This window comes from Pragia fontium (assembly GCF_900638655.1).
Classification (GTDB): domain Bacteria; phylum Pseudomonadota; class Gammaproteobacteria; order Enterobacterales; family Enterobacteriaceae; genus Pragia; species Pragia fontium.
This window is the reverse complement of sequence record NZ_LR134531.1, coordinates 618,186-642,100: the sequence shown is the minus strand read 5'-3', so window position 1 is coordinate 642,100 and position 23,915 is coordinate 618,186. Positions and strand designations below refer to the sequence as shown.

General features: G+C 47.4%; 3 protein-coding genes. All 3 read right to left on the bottom strand.

What is annotated here, in order from left to right; genetic code table 11:
• Window positions 1-181: 181 nt before the first annotated feature.
• On the bottom strand, window positions 182-10,432 hold the full coding sequence (locus EL341_RS02535) for an autotransporter outer membrane beta-barrel domain-containing protein (protein ID WP_074820366.1): 10,251 nt from the start codon (window positions 10,430-10,432) through the stop codon (window positions 182-184).
• A gap of 1,433 nt (window positions 10,433-11,865) precedes the next feature.
• A complete protein-coding gene (locus EL341_RS02530; RefSeq protein ID WP_126466936.1) occupies window positions 11,866-22,119 on the bottom strand; it encodes an autotransporter outer membrane beta-barrel domain-containing protein in 10,254 nt (3,417 codons plus the stop codon).
• Between the two features lie 841 nt (window positions 22,120-22,960).
• Entirely contained in the window at window positions 22,961-23,734 is a 774-nt protein-coding gene (locus tag EL341_RS02525) for a MipA/OmpV family protein (RefSeq protein ID WP_074820369.1), read from the bottom strand.
• Window positions 23,735-23,915: the final 181 nt, after the last annotated feature.

Here is a 23,915-nt window from a genome sequence, read left to right as displayed (position 1 = left end):
GCGTTCCAGTTTTCACTGGGATGACGAATTGATAAAGCATTGCACAAATATTCGACATCAATAATCAATTCTATATATCTATCAACGCCATAGTTTCTCTCCCTAAAAAACCTTATTCCCCCCAACAAACAAAAAAAGCGTACAGTGCCAAAACACCATACGCTTTATCAACCAACTAATATCAGAAGCGGTACTTAACCCCCACCGTCACAGAAGTATCACTGTAACCATTGCCCCCAACCTGCTGGCCTACGTTAGTCCACAAGTTCAGGTGCTTGTTCACTTGGCCTTCAGTACCCAGCTTCAGCTCACCAACGTTACGGCTACCTGACTGCTGCTTAACTTCGACCCCGTCCAGTACTGCCCCAGCCTGCTGGCTGTTGTACAACCAGTTAGCTTCGGCATAAACGGTAAACAGCTTATCGGTGCCTTTATCTTTATCGCTGACGCCATCACGAGAGATCTTCACGCCCAAGCGGGTTTGAACATTGTCTTCTCCTGAAGAGCTAATTAGCGAGCCACCTGCTTCCCGGTGATCATCAGCTTTAATACCGTTCCAGTTCACCTGAGCCTGCGGCGTAATAAACACCTCGCCGTTAGCACTCTGATACACCGGTAAACGATAACCAGCCTCTAATGAAGCACTAAAGCCATCCATATCATAACGTTCGCTGGCCGCTTCATCGCCATTAACTTCTGCATTCAGCCAGCTGTACTGCACCCAGCTGTCCACATAAGCGCCGTTCAGTGTCGCTGCATCCTGATACCAAGTGGCATAAAGACCGGTGCTATAGCCATCAATCGAACTCTTGGCTTGAGCGCTGATTAAGTCGGAACGCACCTTACTATCTGCTTTACCATAAGCCATCATCACGCCCAGCCCCAGACGGTCATCATTAGCAAACTGTGTACTCAGCACTTCACCACCACCCTGTACCACATAGCTATTGGTAGCCGTTTTTAGCTGACCACTGCTATCGCGATGTTTAGTGCGAGAACCGACTTGACGCAGCCACATGCTGGAGTCTTCCGCCCGGCCATCACGGTCGGATAAGCGTAGGCTAAACAGCTGACCTGCCGCCGCCATATTGGCCATGTAACCTGCCGCTTCCGGACGACGTATTGACTTCTTGCCATCCAATTCTGAACGCAGATACCAGTGACCATCATCCGGCGTGGCAATACCGCCCTTATACAGGAAGTATTCATACGCCCCGGCCACAGCTCGGCCATTCAGGGTAAACTGGCCATTGGAACTACCACCTACCTCAATCAATTTAATGCCGTTAGCGGTCTGCACACCAGCACCGCGGGCACTGCGTACCACAACGTCAGATTTGCCTGCTGTATCGCCGGTAATCACCAGACGATCGGTAGTCGCCTTATCGCCATCAAGGTCGGTATTAAACACCACGGTGCCATTATCACCGATATAGTTACCGTTAATGGTAAAGGTACCCTGCGCCTGAGCGCCGCGGTTCACCATTGAACCTACCAGTAAGGTACCCTGATTCACCACGTTACCAATCACGCTACCGTAGCCACCTAACGCACCATTTTTCTTAATGGACACATCGCTGGTCAGGCTGGCTGGCGTTTCCCGACTAACTTCACTAGTCGCTTTGCTACCCACCACCAGAAGACCATCTTCAATTTCGGTTAACGAGGCGCTGACCTGATTACCATCAATCTGCACCGTTCCGCCATCGCGCTTAATGATTTTTCCGCTGCCGGAGATACTATTGTTCAGCGTCCAGATGGCATCATCTTTCAGCGTACCCAGCACCAGCGTACCTTCATTATTCACTTCGGCCGTTCCCAAGTGGCTATCGCTGTAGACACCCAGCGTACTGCCACTTTCGGTGGTGAAATTACCGGCATAGTCACGGTTATCTCCCCCCAGCGTCATATTGGCATCGCCGCTTAACTGCACCTTACCACTGCCTTTCAGACCGTTTAACAAAGTGCCCTTCGCGCCGTCCAGGTGCAGCAATCCTTCATTAGTAATGATGCCCTGACCCAGCCCCTGCGGTTTGGTCAGGCGCGCGGTTGCTCCACTGTCGATGGTAGTAGCGCCCGTAAACAGACCGCTGTTTTCCGTCAGGTTCAGAACGCCATCCTTCAGGCTCAATAAGCCCTGTCCGGTAAAGCTGCCATCCATTTGCCCGCCTTGGCTAACGGTCAATTGGCCGCCATTGATATCGATCAGGCTATTGCTCATGGCATTCAGGCTACCGACGGTCTGGCTGTTACCGTTCAAGTCGATCCCAGTGCCACTTTGTAGATTTAACGCTGAGGTCTGACCAAAGCCATTATCGGTAATTAATACCACCTTACCGCTATTTACATCGGTCGCTCCGGTGTAATTACTGGCTGCATTACCAATACGTACCGTACCAGTCGCGTTAACGGTAAAGCCGCCTTCACCGGTCAGTTTAGCCCCTAGCGAGTTATCCACCGCAGTGCTGTTATCCAACATCACCGACTGGCCGGCAAAAGCATCAATCTGACGTAATCCGTAACCAATATGGATACCGTCATCCTTCACCACGGCCAGATAGTTGTAATGGGCGTTACCCACCGCAGTCGCTCCCTGATTAAGAGCAATGACAATGTCATCCGTCAGAGTATTGCCTGCGCTATCGGTTAGTCCTAATTGACTACCAGCACCGTTGACCTTGTCGGCTGCCACAATCTGGTCATACACATAATCATCTTGATCAAACAGCGAAGTGCCGGTTGGTGGCAACAGATTCGGTAACAGCTCTGGTGTAGTGACCACCAGCTCACCACCGCCACTCACATCCAGATTGTTCACCGCCAAATGCCCGGTTGGTCGCTTGTCAGTACTACTGTAACCGACCTCCAGATGCCCACCGTTCATGACCAAATTACCCAGAGTATTATTGCCATTAAGCCGGAGACTACCCACCTTACCGGTGCTGCGATGACCGCCAAGCACTAATGTGGCATCCGCCATCGTTGCACTGGCAGCGTTATCCAGCGCAAAGTAGCCATTATTCATCACTACTTGACCCGTAAAGCTTCCACCGTTACTGGTCGCATTCAGGCTCAGGGTGCGATCTTTATCCCCTAAATCAACGGTCATGCTACCGCTACCGGTTAGTTGACGGGTAAAATCAAGATCAGCAGCGACTGATTTCAGAATCGATAACGTACCGCTAGCGGCCAGATCGATTACGCCTTCAGCACTGGCTAAGTTATTCAGATTTTCAACCTGTAGGGTACCGTCGGCAACGTTTAGCTGCGCAGTATTTGCACTGTTGTCGCCGGTCCAGACTAGCTTACCCGCACCTTCTTTGGTGAACGAGTTTGCCGCATTACCTTGGTCATTCCAGCCGTTCATAGTGACGGTTTTATCACCGTCCACAATAACGCTGCCTGCCTGAGCTAACGTCACATCACGATCGGACGTCATATCCGCCGTTATCTGTAATTTACCGCCGTCCAGAACCACTTGATTAGAGGATGCACCCAAATGGGTATCTTTGGAGATAGCGACAATGCCATCTTTAATCTGGGTATTACCGCGGTAAGTATTATCACCGCTTAACGTCAGGGTTCCGCTGCCGGATTTAACCAGTTCGCCCACGCCGCTAACCATCGCCGCCAGCGTGACCGCTTCGGTATTATCCACAATAAACTCACCGGCGTTCTGTACCGCACTGGTATTACCCAAATGTTGATTGTCGTTAACCGTTAAACGGGAGGTACCGTCAATCGCCAACGTACCGCCAAATTGACTGTTATCGCCGCTTAAAAGAATATCACTGCCATTCTGGCTATTGAGCTGTCCACGACCGGACAGATTATTCGCCAACGTGCCAGTGGTATTATCCAGCGAAGCATCACCTTCAACGATAATATTGCCGCTACCCAAAGCCAGCACATCTTTTAATAATGCTTCAGCGCTTGCTTCTATGGTCGTAGTGGCGCTCAGGCTATCATTCGCGTTATTAACGGTCAGGGTTCCACCCGCCACCGTCACGTTTCCGCTACCGGTTAATGCACCAGATGAATTGCCGCCGTTGGTCAGAGTCAAATGGCCACCGTTCAGATTTAGCGTGGAATTCGCTGTGCCACTCAGTGCACCAATAGTCTGGGATTTACCGTTAAGATTAGCGGTAGTGTTCGCCGCCAGATTCAGCTGTGATGTGTTACCCAGTGCGTTATCGGTTCCCACTATCAGGGTACCGGTTTGCAGATCGGTCACGCCGGTATAGCTGTTATCCAGATTACTTAAGGTTAGCGCATCCGCACCGTTACCAGCCTTGATACCCAAATCCCCGCTGCCAGTGACTTTAGCTGACAGCACTTTTTCGTTACTCAATCCGGTATTAATCAGCAGTTGGTTAGCGCCTCTGGCTAACAAATCAAGCTGAGACAGGCCATAACTGACATACAAACCATTCGCCAGCCCATCATTGTCTTTAGTGGTTAAGCGATAGTCGTAATGCGCATTAGCCGCATGGTCAGTACCCTGCATTACCGAAGTGGTGGAGACATTGGTAATCACATTACCGGCCTCATCGGTGATCGCGATATTACCGGCCTCACCTACCACGGTGGTAGCACTGACCAGCTGCATTAATGTTTTGCTCTGCTGATCCAATAAACCGCGCTGCGGATCCGGGCCAGTTACCTTGCTATTTTCCACCTGATTGCGGGCGATTTTTATCTGACCAGTTTGGCTGACGTCCAGCGTATCTGCGGTAATCGTCGCCTTGGAAACCGTGTTATGCGGAATACGGCTACCGAAGTCCATGGTGCCGCCCTTAAGCGCCAAACCACCGATGATTTGATTACCTTCTCCAACCGTGGTGGTGTTATTCGCCATCACCGCTAAAATAGCGTTTGTCAGGGCTGAAGTATTAAAACCACTTAACGCGAAATCGGTACTGTTCATCTGCACGGTACCGGCAAATTGATTGCCACTGGTATTGGCAAAATCAAAAGTAGTACCGGACTGTACGTCCACTAAACCTGTTCCAAGTAGGGCATGATTCAGGGTATAAGCCGCCGTCGGGTTGAATACCAGAGATGACGTATCATCAATAGCAATTTTACCCGTTGTGGTGTTGGTATCACCCATTTGGATTTGTTGGGATGTGGTGAAGCTGGCGCCATTGACCAAATTAATCTGGTCAAAATGCTGAATTACCGAGGCATTCGCCAGAGTATAATTCGCACCATCAAAAGTCAGGCTATCATCGGCCCCGCCGATACCGGCATTCAGGGTACCGAAGGTCGCAGCGCCTTTAACGGTAACGTGGTGTTCCCCGTCATTGGCACCAATAAAGCTGACAATATGGGCACTGTCCGCCAACGTCAGGCTGTTTTTACCTTTACCGACAGATAGCGCACCATTCAATGTCGCACTATCACTCAAACTTAGCGTGTTATTGCCATCTCCCAACGTTGTGGTTGTACCGGTAGTATTGCCGGTTAAGGAGAGGCTATTTGCACCATCACCCAGCGTAATAGCGCTTAATATCGCATCGTTAAGCGTGAGAGTGTTATTACCGTCGGTGGCGGTCAGTGTGCCAATGGTCGAACCATCAATACTGACCTGATTATCGCCACGACCCAGAGAGAGCGTTCCCGCGGTTGAAGCGCCATTCAGATTAATCTGGTTATTGCCTTCACCCAGCGTAATATCCCCCAGCGTACCCGCTGTGGCGGTTAAGGTGTTGCCACCATCGCCCATCACCACGTCAGATACTCGGGCATTGTCCATCGACAGGGTATTATTTCCGTCACCCAGAGTCACATTACCCGCTTTCGATTCACCGGACAACGATACCTGATGAGCAGCTTTACCCACCAGAATCACATCACCAACGGTGGAGGCATCCGTCACGTTTACCGTCTGAACCTTATCGCCAGACAGTTCAATGTTGCCAGTCTGCACTGAACCACCGGATGCAGTAACAGTATTGGCTCCGCCATTGGCTTTAATATTACCGGTCAGCGTACCGCCGGCCAGATTGATCAGATTATCACCGGTCGCAAAATCCAGGAAACCGGTAATGTCGCCGGTATTAGTGAAGGTTTTATTGCCGGTATTTGACATGGCTATCGCCGCAATATCGGCAGAAGAAGCTTTAATGGTGCCGCTATTGTTAATGGTTTCAGCATCATGCACATTCAGTACATTGCCATCAGCTACCGTCGAATTTGAAATCAGGTTGCCCGAGTTAGTAACCGATTTAGCCCCTTCCACATCAATCGCCGATCCGCCAGTGGTATTGAGAATATTCACGCTGGCGCCGGTATTCACCGTCCGGTTCTTACCGTCAAGGGTAGCCTTCACGCCGATACCACTGCCTGATACATTGACGGTTAACGCAGCTGAATCAGAAAAGTCTAAATCAGCAGCTACAGCGCTGTTATCTTCATTGAGGTATAAAATGCCGGTACCATCTGTCACATCAATGGTGCCGGAGTTAGTTTTCGCCAGTGAGGCACCGGTTTTGATCCCGATACCACTACCACCAACCATAATTTGGGTATTATCCAGCTTGATCCCACTGATGCCGGCGATATTATGAATACCGATACCGCTGGAGGTGGCATCACTCATATCAATCACCGTATTGGCAACGTTAAGTGATACCGCTCCGGTATCCAGCAGGATACCGTCCGCCGTTCCTTTGGCGACAATGGTGCCGGTCCCGGATACCGCACTCAGATCTAAACCTGCGCCCGCATCAACGTGGATCGCGGCTTTGCCGTCTACCGCAGTAATGGTGCCAGAGTTACTGATGGAACTCTTTTCACCCTTGATATGAATCGCAGTGCCGTTGGCGCTGATATTGCCGGTATTGGTCACATTACCGTTATTGACGTCAATGGCAGTATGATGACTTCCCTTGGATAAATCGATGGTGCCCTGATTATTTACCGTACCGCCATGCTGAGCCAGAAAGGCAATCGAGTCGCTGCTGCCATCGCCGGAGCTCACTGAAGCGTTATTTTCAACAATACTGCCGCTTCCGGTTGATTTACCCACTACCGCATTGCTGCCGGTAACATTGAATACCGCGCCCAGAGCAATAACCGCCTTACCGGCATTCTCTGCCAATACCCCAGTGGCATTAGTGCCTACTGTGATCTGACTGGTTGCCCCAAGTATTGCCTCCGATCCCACTCCGCTAACCCGAACACCGGAGGTTATTTTGTCACTATCGACTTTGCCAGACAGTGCCAAATTTAGATCGCCAGCAAACGAACCACCGTCGGTAACATAAAACAGGGTCGCTCCGTCGCCGTTAACCTGCGTTAATTCACCGCCCGCTTCAGTAATAATGTTAGAGCCCGAGCCTGATACCCAAAACGCCACCTGATCCGACTGATTGGTATCAAAATTCACCTCGACCTTATCTTTTAGCGTCACGGTGCTACCACCCGAGGCTCTTACCCCTACCGAACCGGATCCGTTCATATTGACTGACGCTGCGTTAATGCCATCACCGACGGTGACCGCTACTTTCGCCCCTTCAGCTAACACACCGACGGTACGTGTTGCGTCGTCGCTGCCGTTCCAACTACCGTTTAGAATAAGATTACCGGTAGAGCTCAGCGTGGTTTGTTCAGTATTAGCTGAGGCGACCAAGCCTACGCTACCGGCACCGTTCAGCGTGATATTACCGCTGTTGGAACCAACGGCACCTTCAGCCACCCGAATACCGGTAACATTATCACCGGTAAATTCGATATTTCCGGAATTGACTAAACTTGCCTGATTACGGGCAATATAGCCGGTGACACCATTAAGAGATGAAGTGAGGTTAGCCGCGGCAACCAGTCTGGTCGTGCTGTCTATCGCACCATTATTACTACCGTCAAGTTTATGCCCCTGACCATCAGCAATAGCGGCAATGGCACCTTGACCGCTTAAGTTAATGACGGTGGAATTATCGATAGTGCCTAACGCACCACCTTCGATTTTAACCCCAGTAGCGTTAAGGCCGCTGACATTTAGGGTCAAGCCGCCGGCACTTACCGTGGTTCCTGCATCCGTGCCAACGATAATCGCTGAACCTTCTCCGCTGGCGGTCATCGTCGCACCGCCAACGCCACTTAGGCTGGCGCCACCAGCGATACGCATTAGCGTTGACTCAGCGGTAGAAACATCCTGATTGCCGGTACTGGTATTAATAATTGACGAGCCAGCGCCGTAGATATAGTAACCAATCTGGTGCGTGCCATTACTGAAGTTAACCGCACTATCGCCGCTTAAGGAAATAGTTCCGGAATCACTGGCATATACCCCAACGGTATTGTCTCCCAACAGGTTAATATTGCCGCCGGTGAAGCTAATTAAAGTAGATTTACCTTCTGACCAAGCACCATAGTTAACGAAGCCCTGAGACGTATCGTTACCATAAACATTGATAGTACCGGAGGAAGATATTTTGCCATATCCAGTCGTTTTAAGGGCGATGTTGCCATACCCACGCACATTAATCGTACCGGTATGAAACATATCGGCGACATAACCAGCAGGATTACCACTTCTGGATATACCAACGTTAGCTAATACATTGGCGGCTTCTTTACCTGCGCTATCCCGATTACCATCCAGATTAATGGTGCCGCTATTGGTGAAATTAATGTAACCACCGCCAGCATTACCTCTGAAAACGCTGGTACCTTGAGCCTTCTGACCAACGTTAACCGTTCCTTTATTCTCTGAGGCGACATTGTTTTTAACCGCAGTAGAAAATAGCACCGCATCGGAGCCATTGCCGATACCAACAAAAGAACCATCGGTAGGATTAATGCCAACATTAATCACACCATCGACATCATTGAGGAAGGAACTATCGGCGTCATTGAAACCTAGTCCACGGAAACTATCATAATTACTGTCGCTGGTATTATTCTCATAGGCTGCAAAATTAATAACGCCGGTATTCTCAAAACGCCCACCGCCACGCACATTAATAAGCGGGCTATAGGAGTTCATATTCTTGCTACTACTATAAGAATTAATCGTGCCGACGTTTTTAAATAACCCATCTTTCCAAACAACAATCGCCTGCCGTGGCGTATTATCGGCCTCAGCCTCGCTGCCCAATTCAATCAAATTATTATTGATAAAGGTGGCTTTTTTATTGACCAGTATGGCAGTTATAGCACCGCTATAAAGTGAACGGATGATGCCGTTATTAATGCCCAGCGCAGAGTCCGTGACCACAACCATGCCATATTCGCTTTGCGAACCAGGTGACGTTGAGTTTATGCCAAAACTCATAACGCCAGACATCGATGTGCCATTTAACTGAGTCAGAACCGCATCTTTGGCGATCTCTACGGTAGCATTTGCCCCCTGACCTTTCAGTAAAGCTTCACCTAATCGTCCAGTGCTCAGCTCTGGGGCAATCCCGCCACCGGAACTGGAAATAGTATAATCATAAACATATTTAGTGGTCTTATAAGCTCTTGATAGCTCTTTATCATAAACCGGTTGAGAAGTAAGACGCCCCGCTCTCACTTCATCAGCTAGCCAATCCAGATAAACTTTATAGCTGTCAAAATCGGTCACTGTTTTCGTCGAACCATCGTAGGCGGTAAATTCGCCAAGATAGGTGGTATGGCTCAACCCTTTGCTGCCAATAACGGGATCGCTACTGTCTGGAAAAATATTGGTTACGTTCATCGGGCGATAGCTATTACTGCTCTGCCATACCACTTTTGCCTCGCTGGCTCCGGTACCATCCGCCAAAGCCATTGTGGTATTACGACTAACCGGATTAAGTAATTCAGCCTCTACCTTAAGATTAGCAATACCATTGGTGACCTTAACAAATCCCGCATCATAGAAAAAAGTCGCCGGACCAGGCATTGGAACAGAACTTATTACGTCGTTAATACCATTGGAGTTAAGCAGTGAAGCCCCGGGGGAAATAGAGATATTCGTCGTTACCCCAGCCTCGTTGGTTAAGGTAACGATTTCTTTTTCTGATGCTTTAAAGTCTAAAGAACCATTTAACGTTTCAGGATCAATACCTGAAGCCGCTCCCACACCTGTAGCCCAGCCATTATCGTAAGCATCTTTAATGCTAATACTCGTAACCTCAGGTCTGTCAGTTCCTGCTGTTTTTATTGATGTTGGACCATTAACCGTATAGTGACCACCGTCATCGATGGTTAATGCCCCTGCGCCATTGTTGAACTTCTCGTAATCCCATACCTGATTATCCAAGGTACAAACGTTAAATTCATCACAGGAAGCTGCCCCTGACCAAGCGATTGCTGGCTGAGCCACAGTAGAGAGTAGAGATGCCAGAGCTAAACCCGCTATTCTTTTATTGGTTTTAGTTTTCGTTTTACCGCGACTTAGCTCTGAAGTGACCACCCATTGGCCTAATGCACTGTTCCATATGATTCGATAAATTTTATTCATTACCTATTCCCTTCGCCATTATTCCCTAACAAAAATAACCAAATAAAGCTCTGGTTAACTAATTTAAATACTCCACATTATTTACAATAGTATTGTAGTAAGAAGCACATAAGCTATGCGTAACACATAGGAGGTGACACATAAGAAACCAATCAAAAAACGTAAAGAAATTAGCTAAAATATATTACACCCTATAAATTACTATTCAAAATTAATTAAAAGACACAGATTAATTAATAAAATTAAAATATCTGCATCAACAATACATTTCACTATATATATAATATTGAAATTCGTTATTGAACCTAAAATAAGTATATATCAACACTCCTTTTATATAGTTTTTTATATTGAATTTTTACCATATATAGATTTTAAACCCAAAAATAAAGAAAAATAAAGAAACATAAGCCAGCAGCAAAACGACACTATAATCACCATGAACAGTTTAAATAACCGTATCCAGCTAATTTATTTACATGTATTACGAAAAAAATCAGAATCATCGACTAAAAAAACAAAATAATACTACTTTCTGGTTAACCCATCATAACGTTAGATTTATAATCCCGCGCCTTCTGATATAAAACAATAAACAGTGGGTCTTCAAAAATCCAACGGACAAACTCATTCATGAGGTTTCCTGATATCCAAGGCAATGGATATGCTATCAGGCCGATTCTTCCCGCAAAAATAACAGTTTTAACAACTTTATATTTAAATTTATATATATCCCGATAACAATATTCACATTATAACAACGAATAATCATTGGCGATCTTTTGTCGCTATCCGTTAAGTGGTTATAACAATCAGCAAAAAATGATGAATATAATAACTCTCTGTTTAATTACACTGAATTATTTGCCACCAAATAAAAACGTAAGGTGACTTATTAAAAGCAAAGAAAACAACAGCGACAAATGAAACAGGTTGATTATTCTGTATTATCTATAGTTGCACGGAAAAATCTGGCCTCAGTGCCTAAATTGGTCAGTTAAACTTAATGAGCGCGAAAGTTTCGTCCACTATCAATAAATTAACGTTGAAGCACGTGGCCGAACAAAGGGCATTAGGGCGAACGCCCTCTGTATTGAAGGCTCCCCAGAAAAATAAGCATGCATTTCTGACTACTATTTATATTGTCATCCCCACATTTATACCGTCATCCCTGCGAAAGCGGGGACCTCGTTCTTAAGCCAAGCGTCGTCGTTAAGCGAAAACATTAGATGATTCGCTGCGCTCCCCTTCAGGCCATTCGCTATGCGAATGTTTGCTACGCCTGCGGCTACGCGTTCCGGTTTTCACCGGAATGACGAAGATGTTTTGAATCCGTATGACGATAAGGTATTCAATCACTCTGTGCCGTCATTCCCTCATAACAAAAAAAGCGCACAGTGCCAAACACTGTACGCTTTATTAAACGGTTAAAATCAGAAGTGGAACTTAACCCCCAACGTCACAGAAGTATCGCTGTAGCCATTACCTCCGACCTGCTGACCCACGTTGGTCCACAGGCTCAAGTTCTTATTCACTTGGCCTTCAGTACCTAGCTTCAGCTCACCGACGTTGCGGCTGCCTGACTGCTGCTTAACCTCAACACCGTCCAGAACTGCCCCAGCCTGTTGGCTGTTGTACAACCAATTAGCTTCAGCATAAACGGTAAACAGTTTATCGGTGCCTTTATCTTTATCACTGACGCCATCGCGAGAGATCTTAACCCCCAGACGGGTTTGAATATTGTCTTCTCCCGAAGAGCTAATCATTGAACCGCTGGCATCACGATGCTTGTCAGCTTTAATACCGTTCCAGCTCACCTGCGCTTGTGGCGTGATAAACACTTCACCGTTAGTACTCTGGTATATCGGTAAACGATAACCCGCTTCTAACGAAGCACTAAAGCCATCCATATCATAATGTTCGCTATCGGCTTCATCACCGTTAACTTCTGCATTCAGCCAGCTGTACTGAGCCCAACTGTCTACATAAGCGCCGTTCAACGTGGCTGCATTCTGATACCAAGTGGCGTAAAGACCGGTGCTGTAGCCATCAATCGAACTCTTAGCCCGAGTGCTGATTAAGTTTGAACGCACCTTACTATCCGCACTACCGTAGGCCAGCATCATACCCAGACCCAGACGGTCATCGCGACCGAACTGTGTACTTAGTACTTCACCACCGCCCTGTATGACATAGCTGCTGGTAGCGGTTTTTAGCTGACCGCTGCTATCACGGTGCTTAGTGCGTGAACCCGCCTGACGCAGCCACATGCTGGAATCTTCCGCCCGACCATCACGATCGGATAAGCGTAGACTGAACAAACGCCCCGCCGCTGCCATATTAGCCATATAGCCAGCCGCTTCCGGACGATAAACTGACGGTTCTGGCGAGGTGCTAGTCAACGATGAACGCAGATACCAGTGACCATCATCCGGTGTAGCAACGCCTCCTTTATACAGGAAGTATTCATACGCCCCGGCTACGGCACGGCCATTCAGGTTAAACTGACCATTGGAACGCCCGCCCACTTCAATCAATCTAATACCGTCAGAAGTGGTCTGCACACCGGCACCGCGAGCGCTGCCCACAACAACGTCTGACTTACCTGCGGTATCGCCGGTAATCACCAAACGGTCAGTGGTAGACTTATCACCGCCAAGGTCGGTATTAAACATCACCGAGCCATCATCGCCGGTATAGTTACCGTTAATGGTAAAGGTACCTTGTTCCTTAGTACCGCGATTCACCATTGAACCTACCAGCAAGGTACCCTGATTCACCACGTTACCAATCACGCTACCGTAACCACCCAGCGCACCGCCTTTCTTGATAGAAACATCACTGGTCAGGCTGGCCGACGTTGTCCGATTCGCCTGACTGATCGCTTTACTACCTACCACCAGAAGACCATTTTCAATTTCAGTTAACGATGCACTGACCTGATTGCCGTCAATCTGTACCGTTCCACCATCGCGCTTAATGATTTTTCCGCTGCCGGAAACGATATTGTCCAGCGTCCAGATGGCATCATCCTTCAACGTGCCCAGCACCAGCGTACCTTCATTATTTACTTCAGCCGTTCCCAGATGAGTATCACTGTAAATACCCAGCGTGCTGCCGCTTTCAGTGGTGAAGTTACCCGCGTAATCACGGTTATCGCCACCCAGCGTCATGTTAGCACTGCCGCTTAACTGCACCTTACCGCTGCCTTTCAAGTTATTGAGCAAAGTGCCCACCGCGCCGTCCAGATGCAGTAACCCTTCATTCGTAATGGTGCCCTGTCCCAACCCCTGCGGTTTGGTCAGGCGCGTGGTTGCTCCACTATCGATAGTGGTAGCGCCCATAAACAAACTGCTGTTTTCCGTCAGATTCAGGATACCGCCCGTCAGGCTTAATAAACCCAGACCGGTAAATTTGCCATCCATTTGTCCGCCTTGGCTGACGGTCAGTTGGCCTCCATTGATATCAATCAGGCTACCGCTCATGGTATTCAAACTACCAACGGTCTGCTTATTACCGTTCAAGTCGACTTCAGTACCGCTTTGCAGATTTAACGCGGACGTCTGACCAAAGCCGTTATCAGTAATTAACTCCACCTTACCGAGCTTAATGTCCGTCGCTCCGGTGTAATCACTGGCCGCATTACCGATGCGTACCGTACCGGTCGCATTAATGGTAAAGCCGCCCTCACCGGTCAATTTAGCCCCCAGTGCGTTATCCACCGCGGTGCTGTTATCCAGCATCACCGACTGGCCGGCAAAAGCATCGAGCTGCCGTAATCCGTAGCCGATATGGATACCGTCATCTTTCACCACCGCCAGATAGTTGTAATGAGCATTACCAGCCGGCGTTGAATCCTGATCAAGGCGGATAACAATATCTTCTTCCAGCGTATTACCTTCGTCGTCGGTCAGCCCTAATTGGCTGCCAGCACCGTTGACCTTGTCGGCAGTCACAATCTGGTCATAGACATAATCATCTTGATCGAATAGCGAACTACCGGTTGCTGGTAATGGATTCGGCAGATTGCCCGGCGTGGTGACCACCAGATCGCCACCACCGCTTACATCCAGCTCTTTCACCGTCAGATGCCCGGTTGGTCGATTGTCGGCAGTACTGTAACCCACTTTCAGCTGTCCGCCGTTCATGGTCAATTTGCCCAGAGTGTTGTTGCCGTTAAGCTGAGTACTCCCCACCTTACCGCTGCTACGCTTACCGCCCAGTACCAGATTCGCATTGGCCATCGTCGCACTGGCGGCGTTATCCAGCGCAAATTTGCCATTATTCATCACCACTTGACCGGTAAAATTGCCACCATTGCTGGTCGCATTCAGGCTCAAGGTGCGATCTTTATCGCCTAAATCAACGCTCATGTTCCCGCTACCGGCCAGTTGACGGGTAAAATCAAGGTCATCCGCCACGGACTTCAGGATAGATAAAGTACCGCTAGCCGCTAAGTCCACCACGCCTTCAGCGCTGGCCAAATTGGTTAGGTTTTCAACCTGTAAAGTACCGTCGGCAATATTCAGCTGCGCTGTATTCGCGCTGTTGTCGCCGGTCCAGACCAGCTTACCCACACCTTCTTTGGTAAACGTATTTGCCGCATTCCCTTGGTCATTCCAGCCGTTCATAGTGGCAGTTTTATCACCGTCAACGATGACGCTGCCCGCCTGAGCTAACGTCACATTACGATCGGAGGTCAGATCCTCCGTTACCTGCAATTTACCGCCATCCAGAACTACTTGATTAGAGGTCGCTCCCAAATGGTTATCTTTGGAGATAGCCACAATGCCATCTTTAATACGAGTATTACCGCTATGGCTATTGTTGCCCGTTAACGTTAGGGTTCCAGCGCTGGATTTCACCAGTTCGCCGGCTCCGCTCACCGCGGCTGCCAGCGTCATCGCCCCGGCATTATCCACAATAAACTCACCTTCGTTTTGTACCGCGCTGGCATTACCCAGATGTTGCGCCTCGCTCACCGTTAAGCGGGAAGTACCGTCAATCGCCAGCTTACCGCCGAAATCACTGTTATCACCGCTTAACTGAATATCACTGCTGTTATTACTGTTCAGTTGTCCACTACCGGATACACTATTCGCCAGCGTGCCGGTGGTATTATCCAGCGTAACATCACCATCCGCGACAATCTTGCCCGTGCCCAGTGCTAACACATCCTTCAATAGTGCTTCTGCGCTTGCTGCTACTGTCGTAGTGGCACTTAGATTCGCATTGGCATTATTGACGGTCAATGACCCACCAGCCACGGTCAGGTTTCCACTACCGGTTAACGCACCAGACGATGTTCCACCTTTGGTCACAGTCAGATGACCACCGTTCAACGCCAGCGTAGAACGCGCTCCGCCATTCAGCTCACCAATAGTTTGAGTTTTGCCGTTAAGATTAGCAGTAGTGTTCGCCGCCAGATTGAGCTGTGACGTATTACCCAGCGCATTATCAGTCCCAACGATCAGGGTGCCGGTTTGCAGATCGGTCACACCGGTATAGCTATTATCCAAATTGCTTAGGGTTAAGGCATCATCACCGTTACCGGCCTTGATACCTAAATCTCCGCTACCGGTCACTTTGGCTGACAGCACTTTTTCATTACTCAATGCGGTATCAATCAGCAGTTGGCTGGCACCACGGGCTAACAAATCAAGCTGCGACAAGCCGTAGCTAACATACAGGCCATCTGCTTGCCCATTATCGTTTTTAGTGGTTAAACGGTAGTTGTAATGCGCATTGGCCGCATGGTCGGTACCCTGCATCACCGCAGTAGTGGACACATTGGTTATCACATTACCTTCATCGTCGGTTAACGCCAGATTACCGGCTTCTCCAACCACCTCTCTAGCGCTGACCAACTTGAGCAACGTCCGTCCTTGCTGATCCAGTAAACCACGTAATGGATCTGGACCAGCAACGGCAGTATTCTCAACCTGACTACGGACAATTTTAATCTTACCCCGTTGGCGAGTATCTAATATTCCTGTCGTAATCGTAGCCTTAGAGACAGTGCTATGTGGAAGGCGACTGCCGAAGTCCATGGTTCCGCCTTTAAATACCAGACCACCAATAATTTGATTACCTTCTCCAACCGTGGTGGTGTTATTCGCCATCACCGCTAAAATGGCATTCGTCAGGGCTGAAGTATTAAAACCACTTAACGCAAAATCGGTACTGTTCATCTGCACGGTACCGGTAAATTGATTACCGCTGGTACGGGTAAAATCAAAGGAAGTGCCAGATTGAACGTCCAATAAACCAGTTCCACTCAAGGCATGATTCAGGGTATACGCTCCAGTCGGATTAAATACCAGAGATGACGTACCATCAATGGCAATTTTACCCGCTGAGGTGTTGGTATCACCCATTTGGATCTGTTGAGAGGTGGTGAAGTTGGTCCCGTTGTTCAGATTTATCTGGTCAAAATGCTGAATAGCAGAGGTATTAGCCAGAGTATAATTCACACCATCAAAGGTCAGGCTATCATCGCCCCCACCGATACCGGCGTTCAGGCTATCAAAAGTCGCTTTACCCTTAATCGTGACCTGGTGTTCCCCACCATTGGCACCGATAAAATCAACGATACTGGCACTATCAGCCAGCGTCAGGCTGTTTTTACCTTTACCCACTGACAGAGTACCGAACAACCTGGTTTTGTTACTCAAACTTAGCGTGTTATTGCCATTCCCTAACGTCATGGTGCTGCCGTAAGTACTACCGGTCAGGGTAATATTATTCGCACCATTTCCCAGGGTAATATCGCTTAACTTTGCATTGTTCAATCTTAGGGTATTATTGCCGTCGGTGGCGCTCAGGTTACCAATGGTCGAGTCATCGACACCGATATGATTATCACCACGCCCCAGCGTTATCTCTCCAGCAGTTGAAGCACCGGTAAGGCTAATCTGGTTATAGCCCTCACCCAGCGTAATATTACCCAACTTACCTGCAGTGGCGGCTAAGGTATTGCCACCGTCGCCCATCACCACGTTAGATACTTCTGCCTTGTCCATCAACAGAGTATTACTACCGTCCCCCAGAGTAATATCAAACGCTTTCGACTTACCGGATAACGACACCTGATGATTGGCCTTACCCGCCAAAATCACATCACCAACGGTAGATCCATCCGTCACTTTTACCGTCTGAACTTTATCGCCAGCTAACACTATGGGACCTAACTGTACCGAACCACCAGACGCAGTAACGGTATTGGCTCCGCCATCGGCTTTAATACTACCGATCAGCTTACCACCGGCCAGATTGATCTGATTATCACCGCTAATAAAGTCCATAGAACCCGTAATATCACCAGTGTTAGTAAAGGTTTTATTACCGGTATTTGACATGGCAATCGCTTCCATATCGGCGGAAGAGGCCTGAATAGTACCGCTGTTATTGATGGTTTCAGCACCATGCACATTCAGTACGCCACCCTTAGGTGCCTTCGACTTTGAAATCAGATTGCCAGAGTTGCTAACTGATTTGGCACCGGACACGTCAACCGCCGGGCCACCCGTTGTATTCAGTATATTAACGCTGGCACCGGTTTTAACCGTCCGGTTGTTGCCATCAAGAGTCGCTTTTATCCCAACGCCATTACTGCCTGATACATTGATGGTTAACTCAGCTGAATCAGAAAAATCTAAATCAGCAGCGACGGCGCTGTTATCTTTATTAAGGTATAAAATACCGATACCGTCTTTCACATCAATAGTACCGGAGTTGGTTTTCGCCAGCGAAGCGCCGGTTTTAATACCAATACCGGTGCCAGACGTTTTAATGTGGGCGTTATTTAGCGTAATGCCACTTACCCCGCCCACATTATTAATACCAATACCGCGGGACATAACATTACTCATATCAATTTCGGTATTGGTAACCTTAAGTGATACCGCCCCTTTATCCAGTAAAATACCGTCGGCAGTCCCGCTAGCGGCAATCTTGCCGGTACCGGACTCATCATTCAGATCTAACCCCGCCCCCGCATCAACATGGATAGTGGCTTTACCATCTACAGCGGTAATCGTACCCGAGTTACTAATAGAACTATTTTCACCCTTAATATGAATTGCTGTGCCGTTGGCGCTGATATTTCCGCTATTGGCTACATTGCCGTTATCGACACTAATTGCGGTATGGTTACTCCCCTTAGATAAATCGATAGTACCTTTATTATTTACCGTACCACCCTGCAGAGCCTGAAAGGCAATTGAGCCGCTGCTGCCAGCACCGGCGCTTACTGAAGCGTTGTTTTCAACCACACTGCCGGTTCCGGTTGACTTACCCACCACCGCATTTTTACCGACAATATTGAATACGGCTCCACGAGCAATAACCGCCTTACCGGCATTCTCTGCTAATACACCATTGGCATTGGTGCCTACCGTTATCTGACTGTTTGCCCCAAGTACTGCCTCAGATCCTAATCCATTAACTCGGATACCAGAGGTTATTTTGTCACTGCCTTCTTTACCGGACAGCGACAAATTCAGACTGCCGCTAAACGCACCACCATCGGTAACATAAAACAGCGTCGCGCCGTCGCCATTAACCTGCGTTAATTCGCTGCCCGCCTCAGTGTTAATCTTAGAGCCCGAACCTGATACCCAAAATGCCACTTGATCTGACTGGTTAGCATCAAAGTTCACCGCCACTTTATCTTTTAGCGTCACGGTACTGCCGCCCGAGGCTCTTACGCCTACCGAGCCAGCCCCATTCATATTGACGGACGCCGCTTTCAGGCCATCCCCCATCGTCAACTCAACCTTTTCACCGTCGGCCCATACGCCAACGGCACGCGTTGTGTCATCGCTGCCGTTCCAGCTGCCGTTTAAGGTAATATTACCGGTAGAGCTCAGCTTTGTTCTCTTCGTATTGGCGGAAGCAATCAATCCTACGCTACCGGCACCATTCAGTGTGATATTGCCACTGTTGGAGCCCACGGCTCCTTCAGCCACCCGAATACCGGTCGCATTATCACCGGTGAAGAGGATATTCCCGGAATTGATTAAGCTTGCCTGATTACGGGCAATATAACCGGTGACACCATTAAGAGATGAAATGAGATCGGCCGCTGCCGTCAATTTGGTTGTGTTATCTATCGCCCCATTGTCGCTACCGTCAAGTTTATGCCCCTGACCATCAGCAATACCGGCAACAGCACCTCGTCCGGTTAAATTAATCTTGGTGGTATTATCGATGTTACCAACCGCACCGCCTTCAATTTTCACCCCGGTCGCATCCATACCGCTGACGTCAAGCGTCAAACCGCCGGCGTTTACCGTGGTTCCCGCATCCGTCCCAACGATAATCGACGAACCATCCCCGCTGGCAGCCATCGTCGCACCGCCTACCCCGATTAGGCTGGCACCCCCAGCGATACGCATTAACGTTGAGTCAGCGGTAGAAACATCCAAACGACCAGTACTGGTATTGGTGATGGACGAACCCGCCCCGTAGATATAGTAACCAATCTGCTTAGTGCCATTGGCAAAAGTCACGGCACTATTGCCGCTCAAGGTAATTTTACCAGCGTTGCTGGCATAAACCCCGACGGTATTATCTCCGCGCAGATTAATATTGCCGCCGGTAAAGCTAATATGAGAATTTCTACCTTCTGCCCAAGCGCCGTAGTTAAAAAAGCCCCGAGTGGTGTTATTACCATAAACATTGATGGTACCGGAGGAAGTCAGTTTGCCACTCTCAGTCGCTTTAAGGGCGATATTGCCATAGCCCCGTACATTAATCGTGCCGGTATGAAACATATCAGCGACAGAGTCGATGGAATCACCGCTTCTAAACATGGCAACGTTAGCCAATACATCAACCGCTTCTTTTCCGGTACTATCCCGGTTACCGTTTAAATTAATGGTACCGCTATTGGTGAAATTAATTGAACCACCGGCAACATTCCCCCTAAAAACGTTACTGCCCTGAACTTTCTGCCCAACGTTAACCGTTCCTCTATTCTCCGAGGTAACGTTATTTTTAACCGGGGTAGTAAATAATACGGCGTTTGAACCTTTTCCGACCCCAACATAAGCGTTATTGTCAGGATTAATACCAACGTTAATCACCCCATCAACATCATTGAGGAAAGAACTATCCAGATCTTCAAAAACCAATCCTTGAAAGCTCTCATACCTATTGTCACCGCTCTTTTTTTCATAAGCGGCTAAGTTGACAGTGCCGGTATTTTCAAAACGGCCAGCGCCACGAACATGAACGAGGTAATCGGAGCTATGGCTATAAGAATTAATGGTGCCGGCGTTTTTAAATACCCCGCCTTTCCAAACCACAATTGCGTGCCGTGGCGTATTCTTGGCATCAGCATCAGAGGTACCCACTTCAATCAAATTATTATTGATAAAGGTGGCTTTTTTATTGACCAGTATAGAAGTCATATTACTTTCAGAGAGTGAACGGATGGTGCCGTTATTTATCCCTAAAGCAGAATCCGTTACTACCACGATACCATATTCACTTTGTGAGCCTGGTGCTGTTGAATTCATACCGTGCTTTATAATGCCGGCCATAGAACCCCCTGCCAAATGGGTAAGCACAGCTCCCTTGGCAACCTCAACAGTGGCATTTTCCCCTTGCCCTTTCAATAAGGACTCACCTAACCGTTCAGTAGTCAGTTCAGGGGCAATCCCGCCACCTGAATTTGGAATATCGTATCGATAAGAATATTGTTTGGTGCTATAAACTTTTGATAGTTCTTTATCATAAACCGATTGAGACGTAATACGCCCAGCCTTCACTTCATTAGCCAACCAATCAAGATAAACCTTATAGCTAGCAAAATCGGTCACGTTTTGTTTCGAGCCATCATAGGCGGTAAATTCGCCGAGATAGTTAGTATGCATCAATGCCTTACCACCGGTAACAGACTCACCGCTGACAGGAAAACTATTGTCTATGACTCGTGGGCGATAGCTATTACTACTCTGCCATACCACTTTTGCGGATTTAGCACCGGTACCATCTGCCAAAGCGAAAGTGGTATTACGGCTAATCGGATTAAGCAGCTCGGCAGCAACCTTAATATTAGCGACACCATCGGTGACCTTAACAAAACCGGCATCATAAAAAAAAGTTATCGGACCCGGTGCTGGCATAGAATTTATCACATCATCAGACTTATCGACGCTAAGCAATGCTGCACCCGGGGAAATAGAAATGTTAGTCGCCACCCCAGCTTCATTGGTTAACGTAACCGTTTCTTTTGCTGATGCGTCAAATTCCAATTGGCCATTTAACGTTCCTGGGTCAACATCTCTGGCCTCTCCTACGCCGAAAGCCCAACCATTAGCGTAGGCATCCTTAATGGTAGTATTCGTAATCGAAGGCCTGTTAGTTCCTTCTGTTTTTATTGCTGATGGACCATTAACGGTATACTGCTTGCCGTCACCTATCGTCAGAGCTCCTGCGCCATTGTTGACCTTCTCATAATCCCATTCCTGATTATTCAGAGTACAAACGTTAAATTCATCACAAGAGGCTGCCCCTGACCAAGCTATTACTGGTTGGGCCACAGTGGATAATAGAGATGCCAGAGCTAAACCGGCTATTTTTTTATTAGTTTTAGTTTTTGTTTTACCGCGGCTTAGCTCTGAAGTCACAACCCATTGGCCTAATGCACTATTCCATATAATTCGATAAATCTTATTCATTACTTATTCCCTTTACTTTATTCCATAATAAAAATAACCAATATAATCCCGACTGGTTAATTAGAACGCCGCACATTACTCAACAATTACCACATCTAAATAGCATTAAATTTTCGACACAAAACAAACTTATTTAACCTGAGTTTAATCAAGCTAAATATAATTATGAAAACAATAATTAATCAACGTTACAAAAAACATCAAATGAATGGCAAGCCACTATCTAAAGCATAGTAGCATCTACCTTTAATAAATTAAAAGTAGAACCATAGAAAAATAAATTAAAAATTTAAATCTAGAAAATAATGACTTAACAGCTGAAGACGCCAATCAGTAAATCATAAACCAGACATTAGATCTTAATACGATCGATTCAAGAAACTTTCATTCAAATTAATCATAAAATATAGATTAACCCATTTTAAAACCTCATATGTTATTAATATTATTTACTTGATGAATTATATTCATATTTATTATTCATACTTACACAAAACACACAATCATTTAACATCACCCCAAAATGCAACTCATTAAAATACCTAAACTATTACCAGTAAAATCAAATCAAGATAAAAGCCCCAATGATTAATATATTTAATCATCATCACAAAATAGACTTAGCCACCATATTTACTCGATCTATTAATATATTTTGGAGGAAAAAATCAGCATTATTCTGACAGTAGCCGTTACAGCACTCACGATTCTGGTATGAAGCAATAAACAGTGGGTATCGAAGAAATCCCCGGCGAATAAATTATCCGCCAGGTTTTCTGATTTCAAGGGAGTGGAAATGTTCTACTTAGTGCAAATTTTGGGAAGGATATCAGTCTACCTATCAAAACTTATAGATAACCCCTGTAGCAGCGGTCACGCTATAAGAACGATCAATCATCGGGCTATCTTTGACGGTATCGCTTAAGTGGTTATAACGCCCCATCAAGAATAGCTGCCAGTTATCATTGACCGAATAATAGCCAGCAAAAGATTGATAAGCGGAACTGGCACTTTCAGCGCGATACTTTGACATGCCACTGCGCTGCGATTCTCGCTGGCTGACACCAAAATAGTAATCATTGTATAAACGACTCTGCCATTGCACCCCAACACCGGGTACCAGCTGCCACTTGCCGAATTTAAACGAATACTGATAGCCAATATCCGCCAGCACCCCATCGCTATTACCCAGAATGTCGGTCGCTACGCTGCCGCTAATGATTCCCCAGCCAGCATGATGCTGATAACCAACGCCGGCCATCGCTGAAGCACGTCGTTTATCCAGCTTTTTCATCATCGAATGATCGCTATCAGCAGGCTTAAAGCTCAATGGCGAGTAATGGATATTAATATTAAGGCGATGAGTATCGGTATTAATCACCTTTACTCCAGTATCTAACCCATTAATATAAAAATATTTCCCCTGATAAGTCACAATCGGTATCGGCATAACCTGAGTTTTATACTCCCGATAGGCTAATTTTTCGGTCATAACACCAGCGCCGAGCGACCAAGCATCAGCATAAACAACACTTGGCAGAAACACGGCAGCTAAAGAAATTGCGCCAATGGATGACCTCAAACCACGAGTCGAGCCATAAAAACCGTTCGTCATAATCAATACTCCAGAGTTATTTAATCAAAAAGTTACCGTCAATCCCCATCGAGGACTGATTAGCTAAGGAAAAAAAGGGGGTTCTGCGGCAATAACCACCGCAGTACAATCATGCTAAGGAGGAGGCAAATGTCGCCGTAGTTGATTTACGTTTGATAAAAATTGGCGAGAAGCAATATCC

Coding starts and splice junctions, on each gene's coding strand:
- EL341_RS02535 (WP_074820366.1), bottom strand. CDS start 10,432: ATGAATAAAATTTATCGAATCATATGGAACAGTGCATTAGGCCAATGG.
- EL341_RS02530 (WP_126466936.1), bottom strand. CDS start 22,119: ATGAATAAGATTTATCGAATTATATGGAATAGTGCATTAGGCCAATGG.
- EL341_RS02525 (WP_074820369.1), bottom strand. CDS start 23,734: ATGACGAACGGTTTTTATGGCTCGACTCGTGGTTTGAGGTCATCCATT.